This is a genomic window from Paenibacillus sp. XP01, from assembly GCF_057364885.1.
The window spans coordinates 6739202-6763491 of sequence record NZ_CP139481.1; the positions used below are offsets into that span (position 1 = coordinate 6739202).

Genomic DNA, 24290 nt, shown 5'->3' on the forward strand with positions numbered 1-24290 from the left:
TCTTATGTCGTAATTATAGTTTACCATAGTGTTATATCGAAAGGAGTGATCAATACTATGCCAAAACGTAAAACGATTCTGTACATTGCCGCAAGTCTCGATGGATACATCGCCAAACCGGACGGTTCGGTGGATTGGCTGCACGACGTAGAAGGAGATGGCGGGGATAACGGCTATGGGGCCTTTTACGCCAGGATCGGAACGGTGGTTATGGGGCGCAGCACCTATGAAGAGGTGCTCACGCTTACGGATGAATTCCCTTATGCGGGTAAACCGACATATGTCCTGTCCCGTACGCCTCAGCCTCCCGCTCCGCATGTGCAATTCACGGACGAAGACGTCGCGACCCTCATCCCGAAGCTGCAGCAAATCTCCGAAGGCGATGTCTGGATTGTCGGGGGCGGAAAGCTCGTACAGACGATATTGGAAAAAAGACTGCTGGACGAGATGGAAATTGCCATCATCCCGAAAATTTTGGGCAATGGCATCCCCTTGTTCCCTGTGGGTACCCTCCCCAACGACTGGACGATGGTCGGCACGCAAACGTTGGGACAGATCGTATCGGTCCGGTATCAATCGAAGGCAAACTAGGCGGGGAATCCCGCCTTTTCGTTGGGGAATACATCCGTGCCGCGCTACGTCCAATCCATCGATCTCGGGGGGCGCCAGATCAAAGGCTCGGATATTTATCCAGCTTAAGCCAATCGCCCATCTGTTTCCGGGTCAGCTTGCGCACAGGTTTAACCTTTTCGCTCTTAGCGTCATACCGGAACAAAATGAAGCGGTCAGACGGGTGCTCGCTAATAAAATCGAAGGCTTTCCCGTTCTTATGCCACAAAATCAGGCTTGTGCTGATATAGTTGGTCGTCCGTGGCAGCCGAAGTACGCTGTCTTTCGCGGCATCATAGATCGCAAGGGTGCTTTTGGACGGATCTCCATAGGAAAAGGCGATCTGCTCTCCCGTCGGGGACCATTGATATGCCGTAATGGTTTCGAGGGTTCCCTTCACCTCTTGTTGCAGGCGATCGTTCAAGACGACGCTTTCCCCCGTGTCCAGGTTAACCAGCAGCAATGATGCCCCGGCGCTGCGGCTTGCCTGAATGGCCACCCATCCCGTGGCAGGAGATTCGGCGACGCTCGCAAGGTCCAGCCAGGAATCGTCGTAATCGGCCGTGTCGAGCTCGTGCCGCACTGCGCCCTTCTGGATCACGATGGATTCGATGACGTTCTGTTCAAAGTCCGCTTTATCTTCCTTTACAACGGTATGCGCGGTTACGGTCAAGCCTTTGCCTGTCCAAACGATGCTTCCGGGTGCTGTTTTTTTGGCATATTGAGTTACGTTCTGGTACACCACTGACGAAGCAGCGCTGACCTGGGATACAGCCTGCTTTGACGTCTGCCCTTGCGCCGATGCCGCTAACGTTGAATTGGGGATTGTCCCCAACACCCCCGCCATAACGACAGCTCCGCACAATAACAGCACCGACGCCTTTCTGATCGCCACGTATTTCATTGGCCGACTTCCTTTCTCTACCGAAATTATAGGTTTAGATGATGCCTTCGAGATAATCGCTTAACGCTTCGGCCGCCCTGCGATGGGACGACTCCCCTGGATGGCTTCTGGCTCCCATCGTTGCTTGCGTCGTGTCGGGGAGCTGGAAAATGGATACCTTGCGGTCTCCCGTCCGGTGGACATAACGATCCACAGCACGGTAAATCGCCGGCATCATCGGCGAGCCGAGCATGCCGTAAGCCCATACGATCCAGGCCTTGGCATTGTTGTCGCGCAGCTTGCCGAGAAACCGTTCAGCCGCCCGTTCGAACGCGGCCAGATCATCTTCGTTAAAGGTGCCGTCGTCATTCAATCTTTGCTTATGCACCTGCCCGGTCACCGGGTCTTTCCATGCCGGCGTCCGAAATGCGCCGCCATCGTTGCTGCCCAAGTTGACCACAATGACATCGGGCTGCCATGACGAAAAATCGTGAAGATTGGCTGCGCCCAGTTCCCGGTTGGTCTCTCCTGTGAGCAAGCCGCATACTTGCTCATAGTAATCCGGGATGTTGCCGTGCGGATTGTTGTCCCAACTCGTCATCACGCCCCACCCGCTCTGGGAAATGACCCGATACTCCGCATCCAGCGCAGCTGCGGTCAGGAACGTGTAATTTTGTATTGCGCTGAACCACATCGGAATCCAGTCTTCTTCCTGCCTGGCACCGATGGCACCCTCTCCGGAAGTGATGCTGTCTCCAATGAATTCGATCTTGCGCGGGCGTTCGCGCACCGGCAGAAATTCGCCATCCGTTCGCACGGCATGCATTTGCAGTACGCAGCCGGGATCGGCACTCATGGCCTGCACCTCCTTGACGATCCGCACGTTTGTCGTTTTGAGCGGATTCATTCCCCGAAAGAGGCAGATCCAATTCCGACCTTCAGCCAGCATCTGCCTGCTGACCGGCACACCGTTCACCAGCACGCTGATCCAGGACTCGTATAGTTCATAACGCGACTCGACCTCAAGCCACAGCTCGCTTCCTTGCACATTCAATTCCAGTGCGCTTCCCGTCCAGAACAGGGTCAAGGGCGACAAATTTCCCGTCGTGCGGCCATGCACTTTGAGATGTTTCACTTCCTTCAGCTCGAAATGCTGCAAACGCTTATGGGCCTTCATGCTAAATCCTCCTGCCGATAGGGAATTTACTCTACCTTAGTAAACAACAAATATTATGATTCGTTGCCATTCGTTGATATATAACGCTGAAAAAGCAGCTTGTACTCTTCATACCAGTGCTGCCATTCCTCTGTTCGGGACCCTACCGTCCGCCCGTCAAGAAGCTCTTCAATGACGCGGAGGCAGACATGCCAGCCTGCAACATCTTTGGGCGTATGGCTTGTCACACGGCCGATCGATTCCAGCAGCAAGAGGCGGCAGCCTTCCGTTTCAGGGTATAGTTCAAATCTCACCAGATCCTCGCCCCATGTAAATTCGAGCACCGAGTTCGCCTGGACTTCCGTAATCTTCATTTCCTCAAACGTGCCGTCCTGCATGTCAAACCGGATGATACCGCCGGCATCCAGTTCCATGACCTCCAACTCGGGAAACCACCATTTTAGTTTGTCATTGTCCGTTAGATACGACCAAACGTTTTGCACCGAATGCTTCCATAGACGTTCGAATCGAACAACCACGCCCTCCGGAGTTTGCTGCACTTCCGCGATCATGATCGGCCTCCTTATTTGTATATTCGTATGGCATGTTCAACATTTGTTGAAATCGTACTTGCGAATGCATCCACCCGCCAATATCATCCATATATTGGTGGATTTTGTTTGTCCTGATTGTTGCACAGCCCTGGCGTAAAAGCAATACAGCGCTTTCGGCCTTTCCGGAGCTCGTGACACCCCGCGATCTGCCCTGCCTGCCCTATCTACTCCGAACCAAACGTATCGTGCATCTCAGATGACTTCAGCAGCTTCGCCTTCGGTATGCATACATCGAATTTGGCCCCCTGCTCCCCTTCCACACCGTCGCTGACCGTGATGCTCCCACCCAGGGACTGCACGATATCCCTCACATGGGATAGACCGATACCGGTGGCCGCAATGCCTGCCTCATTGAACTTTGTCGTGTAACCCGGCTCGAAAATGACTTCGCGTTTGGCAGCGGGAATTCCCTTTCCGGAATCCATGACGGTGACATGCAGGTTCTCCCCCCGCTCCAGCACGCGGATGTCGATGGTGCCGCTTTTGTCGACGGCCTCTACGGCGTTCGCCAACAGATTGTTCACTACCGTCAGCAGCGGTATGTAATAGGCCGTCTCGCAATCCATCTGCTGCTGTACGCGGATCTGAATCCGTTTGCCCAACATTTCGCCGTATTTCCGGTTTCCCCTTATCGCAAAATGAATAACCTCCGACACGCTCATATGGACGGCTTTCCCGTTATCGTACAGTTTCAACAACCCCGCCAGTATGCGTTGCGAATCCTTCTTGACCTCATGAATCTGCTGAGCAATTCCCAGCATGCGCTGGCTGTACTGCCCCAGCCCCTGCTCACGCAGATCGCGATAAAGCTCATAGCTGTCTGCGGCGATGCTTTCGATCGTTTTCATCGACTTCTTAAGGTAAAACACTTCACCATACAGGCCCGAGTCCACGCTGAGCATCTGCTCCATCCGCTTTTCCTGCTCCGCATGGAGAAGGCGCATCTGTCGTACGGTGATGCTGCTATACAGACCAATCACGAAGTAGCTTCGCAAGCAGGCTACCACAAGCAGATACAGCCATCCGCGGATGGAAAATATATCCGATCCCACCAGCACACCTCGAAAAAGAAGCTCCACGAGGTTGGAGGAAAAGTCGATGACGGCAATCATTCCTCCCAGCAGAAGCGGCTGCAGCTCGTTAAAGCGATACTTGAGCTTGCTCAGCATCCACGCGAATACGATGTAATACATGCCGGCCCCGATATTGTTCAGCACGCCTTCCAGAATGGACCAGTCATGCTTCTGGAGCAGCCAATCGCCCGTCTGGAATGCAAAGCTGGCAGCCCCCGTCATGATTCCGGTCTTCAGGTAAGGCAGATTGGGCAGAATCATCAGCAGCAGCAAAAAAATGCTGACGCCCAGACCGATGCGAAACACATCTTCCCGAAAAGGGTAAATTCTGAATTGTGCGCCGACTGCCGTAGCCAAGGCTACCGCGCTCATCTGCACATTTTCGTTTCTGAACCAATTGCGCATAAGATCCTCCGACGATTTCTTGTTCCGCGCCGCTGTTTAACGCAGCGACTATGAGATTACACCATCTAATATACAGCAGTCTTAGCATGATCAAGCAAAAAATAAGTGCCGCGCATCGTGTAATCGTTAGAAATTTTCCGAAAACCTTGTTATGCTGCACAGGAATCGGGCTTCTTTTGTCCAATATTTCTCAATATCTGGTTTGCCTTCCGATTTCCCAGGTCCAAAAGAGCGTGTATGATGAAGGTAGAAAGTTCAGTTCAGATTCTCGGCTTAACATGTCCAGTTACATAAGGGAGAGATGAAGATGGTGCATGAATCGATTACAGAAGGCGTTATGCGCACGCGCAGCAAGCTGCGGAAAGATTTGCTGGTTTCGGTTTTTAACGAGTTCGACGAAAGCATAATGCAACTGGACTCTCTTAAACGAGAGGAGAAGTACCGCAAAATGTCGCTGTCTCCGTTTTCTTTTTTCCGGGGAAGTGCCTACCTGTTCTATTTCGATGCCACGCGGCAGTATTTCCCCTATCACACGCGGGCGGACCGTCCAACCTGGATTCAGGGCGACCTGCACTTCGAGAACTTCGGCGCGTTCCATATTCAAGGCAGGCAGATCGTATACGACGTCAACGACTTTGATGAAGGGTACCTGGGCAGTTATCTGTATGACGTGCTCCGCATGTCCAGCAGCGTGGCTCTCGTAGGCAGGCAGTTCGGTTATGCCGAGGCGGAGCAAAAGGAACTGATTCAAACCTATCTCCGCGCCTACGCGAAACAGATTCGCCGTTTTGCCGCCGGAAAGGACGACCCCGCCACCTTTATGATGAACGTACAGACGGCGAAGGGTCCTGTACGCAAGCTGCTGCGCAAATTAGAAAAACGCAAGCAAGCCCATTTTCTCGAAAAGGTTACGGCACAGATGCAGGACGGCCGCGCATTCCTGGAAAATTCCGAGCTGGTCGTGCCGGAAGCATCGGAACAACGCCGGTTGGAGCAAGCTTGGACCGATTATCTGGATACGGTGGCGGAGCGGCATCCCGACGATGGCCATTATGCCATTAAAGATGTTGCGGTCAAACACGGCTCAGGCACGGCTTCCATCGGCCTTGATCGGTATTATCTGCTGATCGAGGGTGAGAAGGGCCATAACGATGAGGACGATACGATTCTGGAGGTCAAAGAGGTTCGCGTGCCGGTTCCCGCCTATTTCCTGCCCTATTCCGAGTCATTCTGGGCGCATTTCGGACATCAGGGCAAACGTGTGGTTACCACCCAACAGGCGATGCATCATCAGGCCGATGCTTATCTTGGCTATCTCACTGTCGAAGGCCGCGATTTCTATGTCCGGGAACGCTCGCCTTACAAAAAACGGCTCAAGCCGCAAAACATCCAGAGCATTCAGGATATGCGCCAGGTACTTCGAGCTATGGGCAAATTAACGGCCAAAATGCACGCCCGCGCCGACATCGATGTCGCGAGCGGCATTCTTTCTTACCATAGCGAGCAGGAAATCGCCCACGCCATAGGAAGCGATACAGATGCTTTTGCCCGCTATATCGCGGACTGGAGCTATCTGTACGCGAATCAAGCGGAGCGGGACTATGCCTTGTTTACCGAGTGGATTGAGGAACGGTTCGGCATTGCCAAAGAGGAGAAGCTTGTGCCTAACATGTAGGTTCTGTCATCTTCAAAAAAACAGTGGTTGCCTGTAGGAAGCGCTATGCCTCCCCGGCAACCACTGTTTTTTCATGATCATCCCGTATTTCCTAAGGCTCCGCAGGTCAATTCGGCAATTCGGGGCACCGGGACGTCAGCCCCATTCAGCACGGGAGGGTGCATTTACTGCAAAAGCATAATTATCACCACGGAAGCTCGTTATCCATATAGTAGAATCCGCCGGTAGGGCCGTCCGCAGGCAAGGTCGCGAGGCGAACCGCCGTTGTCGCCCCTTCCTCTGGCGACAATTCCGCTTTGTTCCCGCCCATCTGCGTTTTCACGAGGCCCGGATGTACAGAGTTGACCTTCACGTTGGTTTCTGCTGTTTTCTGAGCCCAGTAGGCAGTCAGCATGTTAAGCGCGGCTTTGGACGCTGCATAGGCCGGCGTGCCAATCCGCTGCACAAGCGCTTCCGTGGACATCATGCGGATGGAGCCGATGGCACTGCTCTGGTTGACGATTCTGCCCGCTTCGCTCTTGAGCAGCAAGGGGAGCAAGGCCTCCGTAATGTAATAGGGAGCGAACGCGTTGACTTCAAATGTATCCCGGAACGCATCCCCTGCGTAATCTGCATTTTCAAGCCATACCCCTGCATTGTTCACCAAAATATCGAGTCGGCCATACGTACTTGCGATATGCTCAGCCAGCGCTTCGATATGGGCAGCATTGGTGACTTCAAGCTCTACTCCGCTCGCCGCAATTCCTTCTTCCCGGAGCCTGGCTACGGTTTCGTCCGCCGCCGCTTGGGTTCGAGCCGCAACCAGTACCGTAATCCCTTGCTGTCCCAACTGTCTGGCCACCTCGTAGCCGATGCCTTTATTCGCTCCGGTAATTAATGCGATTTTATTTTCCATTTCAATCTCCTCCTCTATGGTTAACCACGTTTTATTTGTTGATGGTGATCAGACCGCCTGTTTGAACATGACGGACATGCTTCAGATGGCTTGCATAGGCGATTTGGCTTTCCTCGATCTGTTCGTCTGAAATGTGGTTGGCATTATGCACGGCAAAAGGCGGCAAATAATGTGCGCTCACATAGTTGGCCAGCGCCTCCATCGGCTTCGCGATATCGCGAATGGTGAACAGATTGTATCCTCCAGGCTGATATGAAGCCGCTGTGCCCGCCGTCGAGATGGCGATGCCGATTTCCTTGCCTTTCAAATGTTCTCCCTCCGGGCCAAAAGCCCACCCGTATGCCAGCACTTCGTCGAACCATTGCTTCAACAACGGTGGCGTGCTGTACCAAAACAACGGGTATTGGAAAATGATCCGGTCATGGCTGTCCAGCAGTTCCTGCTCACGTTCCACATCAATCTTGCCATCGGGATAAGCTGCATACAGATCGTGTACGACAATGTCCGTTTCTTTTTGTATGGCTTCAACCAAAGCGCGGTTGACGCGGGAATGCTGTAAGTTCGGATGGGCAACGACAATCAAGGTGTTCATGGTTATCTCTCCTTCACATTTTATTGGGAACGATCATTCTAATTAGGCGAAAAAAAATTGGTCTCTGCTTATTTCTCTAAAATTCGCATAGCCTGATTGGCAATCCGCTCAATCTTTTCCTTGGAAACCGAGGTCCGAACCATCACCCGAATGCCGGTCATGGCATTGTGCAACGATTCAGCGAGTTCCTTTGCTTCATAATCCGTGGTGAATTCGCCGTTTTGCTGGCCCCATGATACGATTTCGGTGAGCAGCCCTTCCGACTTTTCGAATGCGCACACGGCTTTGGCATCCACTTCGCCATCCCGCATCGCCAGCTCTGCCGCAGAATTCACGATCATGCAGCCGGGCGGGACGTCTTCTTCGCCGTAAATCATGAAATCAAACACGAACCGAACCGCTTCCTTCGCCGTCTTCGACCGCTTTACCCCAGCCGTTAATCTGGCGCTAATACGCTCGTCGAATCGATCGATGGCTCTCAGGAACAACGTGTGTTTGTCCGTAAACGTGTCGTATAGGCTCCTGCGGTGAATGCCCATATGTTCGACGAGATCGTTCATTGACGTTTTCTCGTACCCTTGTTCCCAGAAAAGCTTCATGGCCTTATCCAATACGGCTTGCTCTTCGAACTCTTTGCTTCTGGCCATTTCATTTCCCTCCAGTGATCTCATCTTAGCATATTGGGAACGACCAGTAAAGAATTATTTTTACTGATCGTTCTAATATTGCACTCTAGCCATTGGTGTCAGACTTTTACGTCTATATACGCCACACTAATTAATCACACAAGGCCACTGCGAGTGCAGTACCATCTTCCGAAGGGGAAAATCTGGTGATAAGCTATGCTTCCGATGCAGCTTTCTTTCAGAAAGCTTTTAGGCGAACGCTTCGCTTCTCCAGATTGGTTCTGCCTCTCCGTTAACGTGTGTTTTTTTGCAATTTATATAGCTTCGGCAAAACGGTGAGCAGTTCCCGCAAGTCATTGATCACAATGTCCGCTTGAGCCAACTCGTCTTCTTGGGCAAAGTCGAAGCTGCACCCAATGGCCGTCAGTCCGTTGTCTTTGGCGGCTCGGATATCCGATAAACGGTCGCCGACTACGGCCCCCTGATCGATCTCGTATTTTCGCAAGATACTGCCTACCAGATCCGACTTATTCTCGGAAAGAACCTACGGTTCCGCTTATGAAAAGAAACGCCCATTCCTAAGGAATGAGCGTTTTTACCGCGGCGCGGATTAATTCTTTTTCTGTACAGGTATCCAAATCTCGCTTCGATATTGCGGCGAAGTCACATCCGGGTGTTCATTCCACAGCATCTCCGGTCCCTCCGCCAATTCAAAATTCGATGAAGGAAGCCACTCCGCAAAGATTCGCCCCCATACCTCCTGAAGCGTATCGGGAAAAGGACCAACGGCAGTAAACACCGCCCACGTTGAAGCCGGCACCTCCAATGCTGCCAAACCCTCCGGAGCTTCCAACGTCGTGGCCGCTCCTATGAAATGATCCAGCTCGCCCTTCTCCTCCATCCTTCCCTCACCAAAGTGAGAAGAAGCACTGATGATGCCTGAAGGTTCAATATTGGACAATCCCTTGATCGTGCTGATCAGCTCCGGCGTCAAGCTCTGGTACATTGCAGCGATATCCGGGTTCACTCCATGAAACACGATAGGTACCCTTTTGCTGATGCCCACGATGCGAAATGCTTCCTTTTGCTCCACACGGTAATTCATTTCTCCGCCTCCCTGAATGGTCAATTGAAATGTCATCCGCGGGAAGGCTTTGAGCGATGAACCACGGCCCCTAGCCTCGGAGGGCGTAACCCCATGCACGGCCTGAAAAGCTCTCGCAAACGAATCCGGCGAAGCGTATCCGTATTTGATCGCAACGTCAATAACTTTGCTGCCGTCCCGGCTTAGATCGAATGCAGCCAGCGTCAACCGCCGGCGCCGGATATATTCGGATAACGTCATTCCGCTGAGAAAGGAAAACATGCGCGTGAAATGGTATTCGGAACAGCAGGCAATCCGAGCCACCTCTTTCATATCCAGCGTGCTGTCCAGATTCTTTTCCACGTACTTCAAAGCTTCGTTTAATCGAGCCAGCATATCCATGCCCTCACCTCCCCGTACATTCAGCATAACAAAGCCATTCGCTGCCGACCCGACATTCCCTGCACCATTTTGCAGGCTGCACCGCTTTTGTTGCCGACTCAAACGGTATGAATAAACCAGGCGGATACAGAAAGACAGGCAAAAGAGCAGCCTTGCAGCAACGCCCGAATGCCTGTTTTGCCTTCGCAATGATTTTTGACAAATCTCAAATCTCTCGCAATTTCATATCAAATACTCTGCCATGATCCGCTCAATTTCAAATGGTGTGATTCCTTGATCCACCGCATAGACGGTATCGGCCTGATCCGCTGCATCCACCAGTTCACCCCGGGCCTTGGCATGCATCATGAACAGCTGGTACAGGTCCGGCTTACGCAGTGACGTCATCGCTTTGCCGATCAGCACCATACCTTTCTGGTTGCCTTCGACGTTGTTGGAATACTGGGGTTGGCTCGTCAGCGCCAGATCGGTCCAAATGACCGTTCGCTCTACCAGATCGAGAATGACGGGGATCGCAATCTGGGTGTCGGCTGCGACGTCGATTTTGTTCGATACCGTCTTCGGCTCAAACGCCTCGCCGGAACCCGGCTTTTTGCGCATCATCCAGCCCACGAAGCACTCCGGCAGGTCGCAATACGGATGGCTGGTGTACGAGAGCAAACTCGCCACGACATAACGCCCGCCATACTGGACGATCGAAGGAATATGCAGATCGATGAACTCGCACGCGCCTTGTGGCGCAGTCACGATATCGCCGCTGTGGACCGCCTTGTACTTGGAGGAGCGCAGGTTCGTATATGAAATATGCTCGACGTAGTTCCACTGGTCGTCATACATTACCGCAGACAGGTCAATATCGACACGTCCGGTGTCCTGTCCATTGACCTTGCCTTCTTTCCACCAGCTGAAAAAACGGATGGTGTCCCCCTCAGCCATCGGCATCCGAGACCCGCGTACGACTGTGTGCAGTGCCTTGCTTGCGGATCTTTGAGAAAATGGCACAACATAATCATTCAGACGCGGATCAACATACGTCTTCCCAAGCGCAGGCAGGTCAGTGAATCGCCTGATCAGTGCCTGCTCGCACAACTCGACCACGTCCCGGCAGGTCTCCTCATCGATGACAGGCAGCTCATCCGGAATGGCAAACGCTTTGGCGACATTGCCTTTCGGGAAAAACACTCGTAAATCCTGCGGTTCATTCCTGCGCGCAAAATGCTCCTTCACCTGCAGCAATACAGGTGTCGATACCTGATGCACGACTTCACCAAACGCCAGCAGCACATACACCTTGTCTTCGGTTAACCGCAACAGCTGATCCAGTCTTCTCGCAAATTCGCCAGGGCGCTGCGACAGCAGGTCGATCAGGCTCCACACATTTTCATACTGGAACGCCAACTCCACACTACCGTTAAACGTGGTGAAAGGTTTATCGTTCCGCAGGACGTCAAAAGCCTCCTGACAGCGCGGATAACGATGCCTATACTCGGAAGGATGCAAAATCTCGCCGAGGCGAATCCAGCGTTCTTTATAACGAAGCATATCCTCGGTCATTGAACCGCATTGCTCCAGCAATCCAAGCAAAAAGCGCCGCTCACGGCGTTTGAATTTGCGAAAGCGCGAAGCCGAGGCAAGGCTCACGTCGCCATCCGACCAAGCAACGGCCAATCGCAGAACATCCGTGGCTGTTTTGAAATAACCCCCGACGAGGTCCATGCTTGCCTTTTCGTGTCTCAATAATGCTGCTACGACGAATCCGGCGTTTTCCTTGAACGGGATTTCGTCAGGCAATAACGCCTGCAGCTGTTCGGGACCGGCTTGCTCCAGCACCGCATCAATGTCTTTTTTGTCCGTTTCCGAGATGGAGCCCTTTGCTTCGATCAACTGGCGGATCAGGCCAATGAAATGATGCTCGCTTCCCAGGTCGATGACTTTCAAGTCCACACGTTCCAACAATGGCAGCGGCTCTCGTTTTGACACCTTCTGTTCCGGCAGGATATTCGTCAGATAATGAAGGATGGCATTCAGGTATAACTCGGCTTCGTCCGCCTCCATGACTTGTGCCGGAAATCCGGCATACATCGGTTTGTACTTCACATGCGCTCCGACCATAAGCTCCAAATCGACGACAAGCTGCTTAACCAATGCTTCGAATTGATCCTGGGAAAGCTGGCGAACAGCCTGGATTAACCGATCCGAGAAGGTGAAACCAAGCGACTCGATATTTTTCAGGGCAGTGGCCAGCATGTCGTTTGCTACCCGGTTCTCCTTGTTCGTTTGTTCTATATATGGTTCTACAATAAGTTTTTTCGCTCTTCTTACATAAATGGTATTCATCATGATAAAAGAGTCCAGGAAAGCCATGTCCCTATCAAACATAAAGGTTTTGGGTTAGAAGGAAGGAACATGATAGCCTGGACGCCTCCTCTCTGAAACAGAATCTTCAGGAGACCTGCAACCCTAAATCTCCAATGATGTAGAAGGAAGGATCGCAATAGCCTGAAGACCAAAGACCCGAAGCTCGTGGTCCGAACCTTTGATGAACCCATCTTCCCATATTCCTGCAATTCCCAACAGGGCAAAAGTATTACGACTCGAAATGGACGCTCATGGTTTGATGACGATGAGGGATTCATGTACACTTTTAGATGTGATTTCCAATGAATCTGGTAAGAATCGAGGATAAGAATCGATGCATATACAACATCTGTATCATAGTTATTTGAATATGAAATACAACCGGGCGCTGCCGTTACTGGAAACCCGACCATTCGAGTACGCTTTATGCGAAGACGGCGGGGCGGAACTGTTTTTCACCGATCACCCGGAAGAAACGTTTGCAGAGTGGCTGTCGGAGCTGCAGCCAAGAGATCCGAATTACGTTGCAAACCCGGATTGGAAGCCCATGCTTCATGAGCAATTTGCGCAACTGGACGTTTATGAGGAGCTGATTCTGTATTATCTGCTGTACACCATCAACGCCACAACGTCGATCGCCAGCCTGAATCCGTACAATGCCATGAACGACTTTATGAAAAACTATGCTTTCTTTCAACTCAACCCATTGACGGGCATAAGCAGACTCAGCGATGAGCAAAAAGGACAGTTAAGGGAATTTTTCTTCTTTTTCTATCTCTACGCCCATCCCGTAAACGAGGAGACGTTATACGCCTTTTCGTTCAAGGGGCATACACTCGTCCATAACAAGACTAATATCGAGGTAGAACGGTATATTTCCGCATTCCATGACCATTGCATCCACAACTTTGCGGATTTCGAAGACCGGCTGTCCATTCTCCCGTCCAACATCAAGGCGTGCAAACAACTCACGCTGGAATTGCTGCGATCCATTGAAGGCCATGCGCCCAAGCTGACCATGCCGCCGGAAGAGGGAATCGAGCCCATATTGCGCCTCATCAACGACGTCGATGAAATGCTGCGCATGCATTCGGAGAACAACGCCGAGTTGTTTGCGGTGATGCGTGATTTTATGGAGAACAACCCCGGCGCTTCAACTCCCTATTCCGAACACTGTTTCCGCATCCTGTTGCAAAACTATGTTTCGTACATCCTCTTTTTTAACTTCGATGCCATTCGTGATCTGGTGAAGTACTTCAAGGATGACCCGCTGTGGGGCAAAACGATCATCAACCATATGTTCACGGACGCGATTTTGATTCAAAAAATCATGCGGCAGCTCCGGATTGATCTTGCCTTCTACCCGGAGGTCACTGCATTGTTCGAGGAGCAGGCGCGCCGGATTTATTTGTGAGTCCGTCCTTATTCCTTAAAGCGCATTCCCTCCAAAAGACGTTTGAAAGGATGGCTCTTTATATGCAGGATTTTGGCTTATTATGTCGAAAAGCATGTGTACTATGAAACCATTAAAACGTATGCCCATCCCTAGATATGTAGTCTTGTCCATCCTGTTTCTAACCCTTTTGCTTGGATCCCGCTTCGTTTGGTCGGAAGGCTTCACCATGCCGCCATCGCCGCAGCCGGTGAATGGCACCCTGGATTTGCGCGGCTGGGATCTATCATCCGCATCGCCTGTTTCGTTGGACGGGGAGTGGATGTTTTACCCGAACGCCCTGTTTTCCCTCCAGAAATTACTCTCGTCCCCCAATCCACCCCGATCGATTACCGTGCCCGGCGATTGGCAGAGCGAGATGTCCACCTCATCTTCGTCGTTCGGGTATGGAACGTATCGGCTGCGCATCCTTATCGACTCTTCGGTGAAGGACGTCGCCCTCTGGGCCCAAAAAATCCAGGCCTCCTCCATCGTGGAAATCAACGGGAATACCATCGCCGGATTCGGCCGTCCTGCCGTCCGCGAGCAGGACTACAAACCCGAAAGAACAGCCTTCACGGCAACTTACGCCACGAACGGAGCCACGGAGCTTGAGCTTCTCGTGCAAGCGGCGAACTTCGATGATCCGTATAGCGGCGGTTTAACGCGCTCGCTCTATTTCGGCACCCCGGAGGCTATTGCCCGCGATCACGGTCTCTCGGTCGATTTGCAGAAAATCACGTTTGCCATTTTGCTCTTGCATAGCTTGTATGCCCTTGCCATGTTTTTTTTCAATCGCAAACAACGCGCATTGCTGACATTTTCCCTATTGACCTTTTCAGCGGCGCTTACTGTCGTATCCGACCATGACGGCTTATTGCTGAGCTGGCTGCCGCTTAATTTTACTTGGATGGTCAAGGCCAAGGCGCTTTCCTATCCGTTGTTTTCGTTTTTCATGCTGCTGCTGGCCAGAAGCTTTTCCAATAGCTCCAAAGCCATTTCGATATTTCGCATGTATGCTGGATTGCTTGGAACCCATTGTGCATTTTTGCTGGTTGCTCCGGTGCGCAGCATCTATTTCTGGCTCGAAACCGGAATATCCGATGTGCTATACCTGTTCCCGATCGCATGGTCGGTCGTTCTGTTCATGAAAATGGCTGCCGACAAACGGGATGACGCGACATTCCTTCTCTTTGCAGCGACAAGCAGTCTGTCCAGCGTGTTATGGGGAATGGTTAATTCGCATAACGAAATTACCAACGTCTACTATCCCATCGACGTCATGGCAGCCATATTCGGCTTTTCCGCGTACTGGTTCAAGAAGTATTTCCGAAACGCGTCGAAAATCCAACATTTATATGACCAGCTCAAAGAAGAAGACGCGCAAAAAGATCAGTTTTTGGCCAACACGGCCCACGAGCTCCGCACGCCGCTGCACGGCATGATCAACATTGCCGAAAGCATTGCCGGGGAGGAGAGGCGCCGTACCGGAAAAGCGCATTCGGAAGACATGAAATTGTTGATTACGATTGGCCGACGGATGTCGCAGCTGGTCGACGATTTGCTTGACGTTATTCGGCTCAGGGAGAAACGCATCGAGCTGCAGTATAAAGACGTGTCCCTTGCCTCAGTCGTTTCGGGCGTGGTCAGCATGTTCCGATATATGGCTGAGGGCAAGCCAGTCAACATCGTCATGGAAATTCCGGATACGCTGCCGCTTATTCAGGCAGACGAAAGAAGACTGGTTCAAATCCTGTACAACCTGCTGCACAATGCCCTCAAATTCACCGATGAAGGGACGATTACCGTTGCCGTCGAAGCAACGATGGGAGTACATGCAACCATGCGGGTCTCCGATACGGGCATCGGCATGAGCGAAGAGATGCAAAACAGGATATTCGACGCTTATGAACAAGGGACTTCCAGTGCCCGCCTGAGCGGAGGACTTGGATTAGGGTTGAGCATTTGCAAACAACTCGTTGAGCTGCACGGAGGGAGCATTGCGGTACATTCCGTTCTTGGACAAGGTTCTACCTTCGTCGTACATCTCCCATTGGGGCAACCGGCTGCTCAGATTATTCCACCGGGACAACGGCAAACGCCAATCCGCCATGAACCCACGGAGACCAGTAATCGTTTGGATGATGAAAACACATTTCCCCGGCCCCACCCTTTCAACGCAGAATCCCATGAAAGGGCGGCAGCTCGAATTCTCGTCGTCGACGATGACCCCGTCAATCTGCGTGTGCTCGTATCCATGTTATCGAGCGAGTCTTATCTGATCCAGCCTGCGGCCTCTGCGCGGCAGGCCCTCGAATGGTTAGAGGGAAAACATTGGGATTTGGTCATTGCCGACGTTATGATGCCGCAAATGTCGGGTTATGAACTGACGGAGAAGCTGAGGGGACGATTCTCGGCTTCAGAGCTTCCAATTCTGCTGTTAACGGCCCGAAACGAACCAGCCGATATTTATGCAGGCTTTCTGGCAGGAGCTACCGATTACGTGACCAAGCCGGTAGATGCCATGGAGCTGAAACATCGTATCCGATCGCTGGTCGATTTGAAACAGTCCGTCGATGAAAGGTTCCGGATGGAGGCCGCGTATTTGCAAGCCCAAATCCAGCCCCACTTCCTGTTCAATACGCTGAATTCCATCATGGCGCTGAGCGACCTGGATACGGAACGGATGCAGAAGCTTGGCGATGCTTTTATTTCATATTTGCAGACGAGCTTTGACTTCCTGAATGCCGAAAACCTGGTTCATATCCAGCATGAACTGGAACTTGTCCGGGCCTACCTGTACATCGAGAAGGAGCGCTTCCCTGACAGACTCAACATCGTATGGGACATACCGGATACCATTGACGTGCTCCTGCCCCCGTTAACGATCCAACCCCTCGTTGAAAATGCGGTGAGACACGGCGTTCTTAGCCAAGCAGAAGGCGGGACGCTTCGCATTCAAATGGAGGAGCAAAAGGACGGAATTCTCATTGAAATCCAAGATGACGGCGCAGGCATGGACGAGTCCCGGATTGCACAAGCACTTACTTGGCCCAAGCCAAGAACCGGGCAACCGGGCGGGATTGGATTAACCAACACGAATCGAAGGCTCAACCAGATTTATGGTCAAGGGCTTCATATCGTCAGCAAACCAGGGAAAGGTACGAAAGTTTCCTTCATCATTACGAATGGTTGAGATGTGCTCTCAACTTCAGATCATTTTAAAGCCTCAATGTCTGCTCCAATAAATACCGCTCAGGCGTTTTGCCGATCACAGTCTTGAAATCTTTGCTGAAATGCGCCTGATCATGATACCCCAGCTCCACGGATAAACGCGCGAGGTCGGTGACCTGTCCAAGGTCCATCGCCTCCGCTGCGTTCTGCAACCGAAACAGCCGAATCACCGACTTCGGGTTAACGCCAACGTATTTCGAGAATAGGCGCTGCAATTGCCGGAGGCTGATATCAAAGCACTGCCCCAGCTGCTCCACTTTCGTGATCTCCCGGTTTCCTTCCATATGGTCGATGATCTGGTTAACAAGCGTAATGTTCTCGTCATACCGCGGCACTTTGGCTGCGAAACAGTCATCCAACACCTTGACCATCCCCGCATCATTGGACTGTGCCAGTACCCTCTCTTCCAATTCAGAACCCTGGATTCCCAGTACAGCAACCACGTCGATGGGTTTAACGATACATTCCGACATCTCCCTTTTTATATACGGGTAAAGCCCTCCCGGTCTGAATTTGGCACCAAAAACGACTCCTCTCCCTTCCAAACGCTGGGTGTATCGCTCCTTTGCCGGCCCATAGAAACACGTTTTCCCTTTTTCCACCACCAGGTTGGCGCAAGGGTTGGGGACAACATCTTGAAGGTGAGGCTGCTCCCCCTCCAAGTTCCATTCGACGATCCAGTAATGCTTGATGAATGGGGATATCGGTCCCGTAGCGGGATAACGATCCAAACGGAATTTGCCCCCGGCTCCGTAAAGTCCAAGAACGCCCATACTCGGGCGGGATTTCGAAATGCCCATGCTTTCTTCGCTCCGTTCCGTCAAGATTGTGATCCTTCAGTAATAGGGACAAGTTTCTGTCGCGTTTTTACAATACGTCTGCGTAAGGGTCAATTTATAATGAGTGTACCACACAGCCTCTGACAAACGCAGAAGTTATCTATATAAACCGCATAAAACAAACACACGTTAACGGAGAGGCAGAACCAATCTGGAGAAGCGAAGCGTTCGTCTAAAAGCTTTCTGAAAGAAAGCTGCATCGGAAGCATAGGCCTATCACCGGATTTTCCCATTGAACAAGGGAATCGAAAAAATCTGGGGATAACAGCGATCGGAAGATGGTACTGCACTCGCAGTGCCTTAGTGTGAATGATTAGTGCGGTTTATATAAAAAAAGTTGCACACTTAAGGAGGAGCATGATTATGGAATTACAGTACATTTTTTATATCGGCGCAACGCCAGAAAACGTATGGAATACCCTGGTGAGTCCGGAGGGCACGCGCAGCACGTTTTTCGGCGCTGCCCTCAACACAACCCTGGAACCGGGAGCGGCTTTCCAGTATGTAGGCCCGGGCAACGACGGGGACGAGACGGTGCATGTCTACGGCACCATCCTGCAAGCCGTTCCCGGGAAGGTGCTCAGCTACCTTGAACATCCCGGAGCATCCTACCGTGACAACCACGCCGATCTTGAATCACGGGTAACTTTTACCTTGGAACCCGTAGGCGGCTGCACCAAACTGACATTGACCAATGACCAATGGACCCCTGGGCACCCGTCCTTTGCCAATGCAAAGGAGCATTGGTGGATGATACTTAGCAGCATTAAAACGTATGCCGAAACGGGAAAAACGTTGGACTTCGGCTGGTAACAGACGGGATCACACGTATTGACGCTGGACCTGCGTTGATTATGAATTAATACGCCAAAAAAGCCCCTATGTCCTGTCTAACAGAACAAAGGGGCTATATTCAATGCACAATGTTATGATTTCATAGCTTTTCGTTGAAGACCTAACCATGCTCCGATCAAAATCAGCCCCACACCCGCGAAATAAAACGGATATCTGCTTGCTTCGCCCGTTTGCGGAAGCGTCTTGATCGTAATTTCCGATGACGGTGTTTGTGGTATTGCAGTCTGCTGATCCGGTGTTTGCGGTTTCGCAGGCTGCTGATCCGGCGTTTTAGGTTCATTCGTCTGCGGTTCCGGCTCAATGCCGCCGCGCGGAATCTCACCCTCATCGATCTCGATGGTCGGTGTCTCCGGATCGTCCGTCGAAGGCGTTTCTGGTATCGACGGTTCACCTCTCGGGGTCTCTTCATCCGGTACGTCTACTTCATCAGTCGGCGTTCCTGGCGTTGATGGTGTCCCCGGATCCGGTGTATTTCCAGGAGTTCCCGGGTTAACCGGAGTACCTGGATCCGTTGGTGTGCCCGGATGGGTAGGATTCGTTGGATCCGTCGGGTTCGTCGGATCTGTCGGATCCGTTGGGTTCGTTGGATCTGTCGGATCCGTTGGGTCCGTCGGATCTGTTGGATCCGTTGGGTTCGTTGGATCTGTCGGATCCGTTGGGTCCGTCGGATCTGTTGGATCCGTTGGGTTCGTTGGATCTGTCGGATCCGTTGGGTCCGTCGGATCTGTTGGATCCGTTGGGTTCGTTGGATCTGTCGGATCCGTTGGGTCCGTTGGATCTGTTGGATCTGTTGGATCCGTCGGATCAACAGGCTCTTCTTTTTCGTTCGTTACAGTTAATTTCACGACATTGCCCTTACTCACGATACTGGAGTCAATCTTGACGTCCCAAGTTGATTGACCAATCTTATATCCTTCCGGAGCCGCAAGCTCCTCCAACACATAATCGTCATAGAGCAGTTTCGTAAACAGGATCTTTCCTTCTTCATCCGTCGTTTTCACCATTGGGGCGCGTTTGCCTGCTTTGTCGTAAAGCACGAATTTCGCTCCTGCCAACAATTTCGTATCGTCATCCTTATCCACCTTCGTCACTTCCAGGCTGCCTGTTACGCCGCCGCCGGAACCCGAACCCGAAGAGGTACGAACGATGATTTCTTTCGTCGTTTCCCGCATCTCCGTCTTCAGCTGGTCGCCTTCAAGTGCCACCTTATTTCGCACGGCTTCCTTGTCTGCGGCAATAATGAATGACTGATATTCCAGAATATAGGCTGAAGAGATATCGTTCTTGAATTTCAACTCGAATATTTCCTGATCGTCTTCAAGTCTCGTGAACGTTAACGTATAATCTTTTCCTTCAGTCAACTCTCCGGCTTTGACCGCTTCTCCATTCTTATTAACGGATGTTGCATACAAATGGAAAGAATCCTCGATCAAGATCTGATTTGCACTCGGCTCGTCAATGATCTTGGCGTTTGAAATATGGGATTGGCCTTCATTGATACGAATCGACCAATCGATCTTATTTCCATTTTGGGCACCGCTTTTTGTTACATACTCACCGCCGTGAGGAACAGATACCTTAGCATTCCAGGTAGCGGCTTTGTCGCCACCATTCCACAGTTCGGCCGTGTTATTCATGTCTTTGGTGATCACTGTGCCTTGCAGCGACGTTTTGAACTCGATCCAATACGCCGAGGAGGTTGGACCCTTGAAATGAACGGACAACTCGTTGCCATTCGTTTCGGTAGGTTCGGTCACTTCATACTCGGAAGCCGGTACCTCGGCGCCTTTCGAAACACCGTTCCACCACCCCAGCAGCTTCATCTCGTATACTTTGACCGAGTTCGGGACAAGCTTTTGCCCATCCTTCAGAACATCCTTCACAATCGCATCATTCAGCGTGTTGAGGTTGTAGTTCATCTTGATGTTCCATGTGATTTCCTTGTCGACAGGATTGTAGCTGCCATCTTTCCCGCCGTTGTTTTTGGTATATCCGTCGGAGGCAAAGCTCGCATCCCTTTGAATGGGTCCTTTATCCACTCCGTTTTCGCTCCAAGTCATTGAAGCCCGGTTCATGTAATCCAAATTGCTTTTCGTCAACCATTCAATATTAAACTTGGTTTTGTATTCAATGGTATATGTGGTCTTTATGGTATTGAGGAACTTAATGACAAAACCCTGACGAGCATTATCATACGCGACCTCATATTCACGATCGGAAACCTTGGTCCCATCCGCCTTAACGATCACCGAATCGGGAATAAATTCAAGACCGCCCTGCGGGAACGTATCTTTAATGACTACGTTTTCCATATGGTATTTGCTGCCGTCCGGTTTGCTGTCGCTGTTAACCGTAATCATCCATGTTGCCGTTTTGCTGGCAAAATCGATGTTCCATGTTCCTTTCGTCAGCGCACGGCTGCCTTGAGCCGGAACCGTCACTTCTTTAATCGAATCGCCGGAGGTGACTTTATTTCTGACCTCTTTGCCGTCGGCAGTCGAACGATCGACCGGTTGGGTTTGGTAAACGATGGTGTATGCGGAATCAACATCATTATTAAATTGAAGTTTGAATCCGTTCGTTCCCACGGGCACGGCTTTATATTCCGTCGATGCCAACAAATTCTTCGCGTCGGTAGAATTGCCGTTATACACTTTCAGCGAATCGGCAACCCATTCATGAACGTTGCTGAACTGATCCGTGATGACCGCCTGTTCTTGTGGAACGTGCTTTCCATTGAAATTATATTTGACCGTCCAAGTGATAACCCCTGTGTCGTTATTTTGCTTATATGTCTTATCCAGGAATTTCCCCAAATCCACCGTTACCGTTGCGGTCGCTTGGGCATCCTCGATGCCTTCGCCGGACAATACGGCCTTATTCTCAAAGCGGGCCTGTTCGCCGATTCGATTCGTCGTAAAACGAATTTCATACGCCTTGTTGATCGATTCGTCCTGGAATGCCAGTTCCAGCTTGGTGCCGCCGTTCGATTCAACCGTGTACTTTCCGGCGTCTACTTTGCCCCCTAGGACGGTCGACCCGTCACCATTCACCTGCAATTGATACACCTCGACAGTGTCGGGTGCAAGCTCCAGACCTTCAGGCATGACGTCGGTAACAACCGCATGGTTGATCTTATTCAACGATTTGTTGATTTGAATAGTCCAATCAATGCGATCTTTACCAACCGCTTTCCCCTGTTTCTCGATCAATTTGCCGCCTTGCGGCTTCAGGTTCACGATAATCGTCTGAACTCCGCTTCTGACCGGAATAGCGATAACGACCTCCGTGCTCCCTGTAAGAACTTCTTTTTTGAATTCCGTGCGGATTTCCAGTTTGCCGCTGATGTTGGAATGACTCTCGACGTATTCATTGAAAGTCATCACTACTTTGCCGCTCCGGTCCACCGTGAATCGGCCGACTTCGCCTTGGTCAGCAACGAGCGGTTCGTCGATCTCCGTGTAAATTTCGAACTGCTGCGGCAGATCAAACGTAAACGTACTGCCATTCTTATACCCGTGTCCGTTCGGGAGTTCCCATTCGTAACTCAGGTTTACCGCTGCGCCAATGTCCAAAGTGCTGTCTGGATTATATACTGCATCAATGACGGTACCGTTAATATCGGTTAGTACCAGTTTGGTTAAAATATCGTCTGAAACCGGAATTGTCGTATCGTCGTTGTTACCAGCTTCCGGTTTCTTGATTTCTTCATCTACCGCCTCGTCCGTATCACTGCCCGGTTCTGCGGCATCCACAGATCCCTCAGTGCCCTTGCTCGGATCTTCTGTTTCATCTACCGACTCATCGGTGCCCGTACTCGGGTCTTGAACTTCGTCTACCGATTCATCCGTACTGCTACCGGGTTCCTGATCATTGTCAACCGATGGTTGGACGCCTCCCGGTACTTGATCGCCATTTTCCAATTGCTGGGCCCCGACATCCGTTCCCTGCCCCTGCACGTTTTCCGCTGCACTGGCGATCCCAACAGATGCGCCAAACAGCGTTTGGATCATAAGCAGCAGTACCATTACGATTCCACTTACTTTTTTCTTCATAATCTCTCCCTCGGACTCGTCATTACCCTCGTTTTTTCGGTTCCAATCTCGCTTTTGGTGCGCAATTCGAGACATGTATCCAGTGAACTACATGCCTATAAGGGACGTCTGAGTCCATCACCTCCACCTCGTTCAATTGGCGCACGATTCAAATGGTGTCTATATTTTCGTTCAGAACCAAATGGGCTTCCTGCATTATAACGCCATCGCATAGACATTTTCTTAACAAACCCGAAAAAGCCTTGGACATGTGCGTCCAAAGCTTATATTCACGAGAATATTAGTAAATTTTCGATGCTGTGTAGTGCGAAGCGTCTTTAATCATTTTGAACGAAGTACCTTGCGTTTTCCAAGCGGCATCGACGGTAGTATCGATGGTGATCCACTGCCCGTTGAGGTAAACTTCATTCCATGCATGGTATACATCTACATAATCCGAAGTACCCATTACCAATTTGGTCGGTATATCGAGACTCCGCAGCATGGATGCAAGCAAGGAAGCATAATCGTAGCACATCCCTTTGAGATCCATGATCGTGCGGACGTTATCTGGAAGATAGTCCGTTAACTCTCTCGATGCAAGTACTTTGTCATAACGAATGTTACCGATCACATAGTCGTATACAGCTTGTACTTTTTCTTGGTCCGTTTTTGCAGACCGGGCTAACTTTTTAGCAAGCTGTGCAGCTTGTTCATTATCAGACCAATCAATATTCTGAATCGAGTTCAGATATACGTTGTTGCTGTCCTTCAGATGAAGCTTGACGGCTCCTTCTTGAACGACCTTGTATTTGGTGCCGCTGACTTGTTCCAACACAGTGATTGTATAGTCTCCGTTCCCCATTTGCAGCGGGAAAACGTCCCGAGACTTACCCGGCAGCAGCGTATATGTATATTTTTCCTGTCCTTTGGCGATCATAAGCTTAGTCTTTACATCGGATTTCACGTCATAATGGATGACAACTGCTCCGCGATCAAGCTGGTCCAAACCCAGCCAATCTTCAGACTGCGCAGCTTGTACAACCGGTGCGCATAAGAGTAAGACAAGTAGTCCTACCATGGCGAACACAGCGTTACGCATGCTGTAAACCCCCTTCGGTAGCCAGGCTGCCATTTGATCATGCATCAAGAAGGCCCTATAGCTTTGCGTCCCTGCCTTTCGACAGGTTTGCCATTATCGTTATTGAGTTTTACTGCGTTTTAGTGGATATTTGTCCAATAAAAAAACAAAAAAAGCACTTTCGTTCGGTAGCTGGCTGCCATTTGACAATATGTCAAGAAGACCCTGTAGCTTTGCGTCCTTGCCTTTCGACAAGTTTGCCGTTATCGTGATTTGCTTTTGGTGATTACATCATATCAAATACCGCCCCATTCGACAAGTAGAAATCTTCCAAGTCGCGCCGCTTTTGTCGAATAATCAAGGTTACATTTCGAACGTTCCCATCTCATAGACCAATGGTATGCTGCCAGGGAGGAATTGTTGGGAGATTCGAACCATTAATA

The 24290-nt window shown here is 51.0% G+C and carries 17 protein-coding genes, 1 pseudogene and 2 riboswitches; of the genes and pseudogenes, 5 read left to right on the forward strand and 13 right to left on the reverse strand.

Translation table 11 applies throughout. The annotated features are described in order from the left end of the window. The first annotated feature begins 48 nt into the window (after positions 1 to 48). On the forward strand, positions 49 to 591 hold the full coding sequence (locus SNR34_RS30300; protein WP_486182534.1) for a dihydrofolate reductase family protein: 543 nt from the start codon (positions 49 to 51) through the stop codon (positions 589 to 591). A gap of 79 nt (positions 592 to 670) precedes the next feature. Here SNR34_RS30300 and SNR34_RS30305 read toward each other — a convergent pair whose 3' ends face one another. The 4 genes from SNR34_RS30305 to SNR34_RS30320 all read right to left on the reverse strand — a co-directional run bounded on the left by SNR34_RS30305 (position 671) and on the right by SNR34_RS30320 (position 4740). Then, positions 671 to 1513 (reverse strand): TolB-like translocation protein, encoded by an 843-nt coding sequence (locus tag SNR34_RS30305; RefSeq protein WP_343261323.1) that lies wholly within the window; start codon positions 1511 to 1513, stop codon positions 671 to 673. Positions 1514 to 1547: 34 nt separating this feature from the next. After that, a complete protein-coding gene (locus SNR34_RS30310; RefSeq protein ID WP_486180850.1) occupies positions 1548 to 2669 on the reverse strand; it encodes an SGNH/GDSL hydrolase family protein in 1122 nt (373 codons plus the stop codon). Between the two features lie 53 nt (positions 2670 to 2722). Then, positions 2723 to 3220 (reverse strand): SRPBCC family protein, encoded by a 498-nt coding sequence (locus SNR34_RS30315; RefSeq protein WP_486180851.1) that lies wholly within the window; start codon positions 3218 to 3220, stop codon positions 2723 to 2725. 206 nt (positions 3221 to 3426) lie between these two features. Further along, the gene (locus SNR34_RS30320) at positions 3427 to 4740 is read right to left on the reverse strand and encodes an ATP-binding protein (protein ID WP_343261326.1); all 1314 of its coding nucleotides are present in this window, start codon (positions 4738 to 4740) and stop codon (positions 3427 to 3429) included. A gap of 307 nt (positions 4741 to 5047) precedes the next feature. On the opposite strand from SNR34_RS30320, the gene SNR34_RS30325 reads away from it, so the two are divergent. After that, the gene (locus SNR34_RS30325; RefSeq protein ID WP_486180852.1) at positions 5048 to 6415 is read left to right on the forward strand and encodes a DUF2252 domain-containing protein; all 1368 of its coding nucleotides are present in this window, start codon (positions 5048 to 5050) and stop codon (positions 6413 to 6415) included. Positions 6416 to 6599: 184 nt separating this feature from the next. Here SNR34_RS30325 and SNR34_RS30330 read toward each other — a convergent pair whose 3' ends face one another. The 6 genes and pseudogenes from SNR34_RS30330 to SNR34_RS30355 form a co-directional block, all read right to left on the reverse strand. Further along, complete coding sequence (locus tag SNR34_RS30330; RefSeq protein ID WP_486180853.1) at positions 6600 to 7310, reverse strand: SDR family oxidoreductase; 711 nt, start codon at positions 7308 to 7310, stop codon at positions 6600 to 6602. 31 nt (positions 7311 to 7341) lie between these two features. Further along, entirely contained in the window at positions 7342 to 7902 is a 561-nt protein-coding gene (locus tag SNR34_RS30335; protein WP_236413520.1) for an NAD(P)H-dependent oxidoreductase, read from the reverse strand. Positions 7903 to 7970: 68 nt separating this feature from the next. Next, entirely contained in the window at positions 7971 to 8549 is a 579-nt protein-coding gene (locus tag SNR34_RS30340) for a TetR/AcrR family transcriptional regulator (RefSeq protein WP_236413521.1), read from the reverse strand. A gap of 271 nt (positions 8550 to 8820) precedes the next feature. Then, positions 8821 to 9072: pseudogene (locus tag SNR34_RS30345) on the reverse strand (HAD hydrolase-like protein); the annotation flags it as partial. Positions 9073 to 9138: 66 nt separating this feature from the next. After that, positions 9139 to 10014, reverse strand: a complete 876-nt coding sequence (locus tag SNR34_RS30350) for an AraC family transcriptional regulator (protein ID WP_486180854.1) — start codon at positions 10012 to 10014, stop codon at positions 9139 to 9141. A 222-nt stretch (positions 10015 to 10236) separates the two neighbouring features. Then, complete coding sequence (locus SNR34_RS30355) at positions 10237 to 12354, reverse strand: TerD family protein (RefSeq protein WP_486180855.1); 2118 nt, start codon at positions 12352 to 12354, stop codon at positions 10237 to 10239. Between the two features lie 388 nt (positions 12355 to 12742). On the opposite strand from SNR34_RS30355, the gene SNR34_RS30360 reads away from it, so the two are divergent. After that, positions 12743 to 13786, forward strand: a complete 1044-nt coding sequence (locus SNR34_RS30360; protein ID WP_486182535.1) for a hypothetical protein — start codon at positions 12743 to 12745, stop codon at positions 13784 to 13786. Between the two features lie 103 nt (positions 13787 to 13889). Continuing rightward, complete coding sequence (locus tag SNR34_RS30365; protein WP_486180856.1) at positions 13890 to 17000, forward strand: hybrid sensor histidine kinase/response regulator; 3111 nt, start codon at positions 13890 to 13892, stop codon at positions 16998 to 17000. A 25-nt stretch (positions 17001 to 17025) separates the two neighbouring features. Here the strand turns inward: SNR34_RS30365 and SNR34_RS30370 are convergent, their stop codons facing one another. Beyond that, a complete protein-coding gene (locus SNR34_RS30370) occupies positions 17026 to 17862 on the reverse strand; it encodes an AraC family transcriptional regulator (RefSeq protein WP_236413528.1) in 837 nt (278 codons plus the stop codon). Positions 17863 to 18240: 378 nt separating this feature from the next. Between SNR34_RS30370 and SNR34_RS30375 the strand changes: the two genes are divergently transcribed. Continuing rightward, entirely contained in the window at positions 18241 to 18690 is a 450-nt protein-coding gene (locus SNR34_RS30375) for an SRPBCC family protein (RefSeq protein WP_236413529.1), read from the forward strand. 113 nt (positions 18691 to 18803) lie between these two features. On the opposite strand, the gene SNR34_RS30380 is transcribed toward SNR34_RS30375, so the two are convergent. Beyond that, positions 18804 to 22787 (reverse strand): collagen binding domain-containing protein, encoded by a 3984-nt coding sequence (locus SNR34_RS30380; RefSeq protein ID WP_486180857.1) that lies wholly within the window; start codon positions 22785 to 22787, stop codon positions 18804 to 18806. Positions 22788 to 23067: 280 nt separating this feature from the next. Next, positions 23068 to 23868, reverse strand: coding sequence for a transglutaminase-like domain-containing protein (locus tag SNR34_RS30385; protein WP_486180858.1), 801 nt, complete (start codon positions 23866 to 23868; stop codon positions 23068 to 23070). Positions 23869 to 23881: 13 nt separating this feature from the next. Further along, positions 23882 to 23970: riboswitch (cyclic di-GMP riboswitch) on the reverse strand. Between the two features lie 61 nt (positions 23971 to 24031). After that, positions 24032 to 24119: riboswitch (cyclic di-GMP riboswitch) on the reverse strand. Positions 24120 to 24290: the final 171 nt, after the last annotated feature.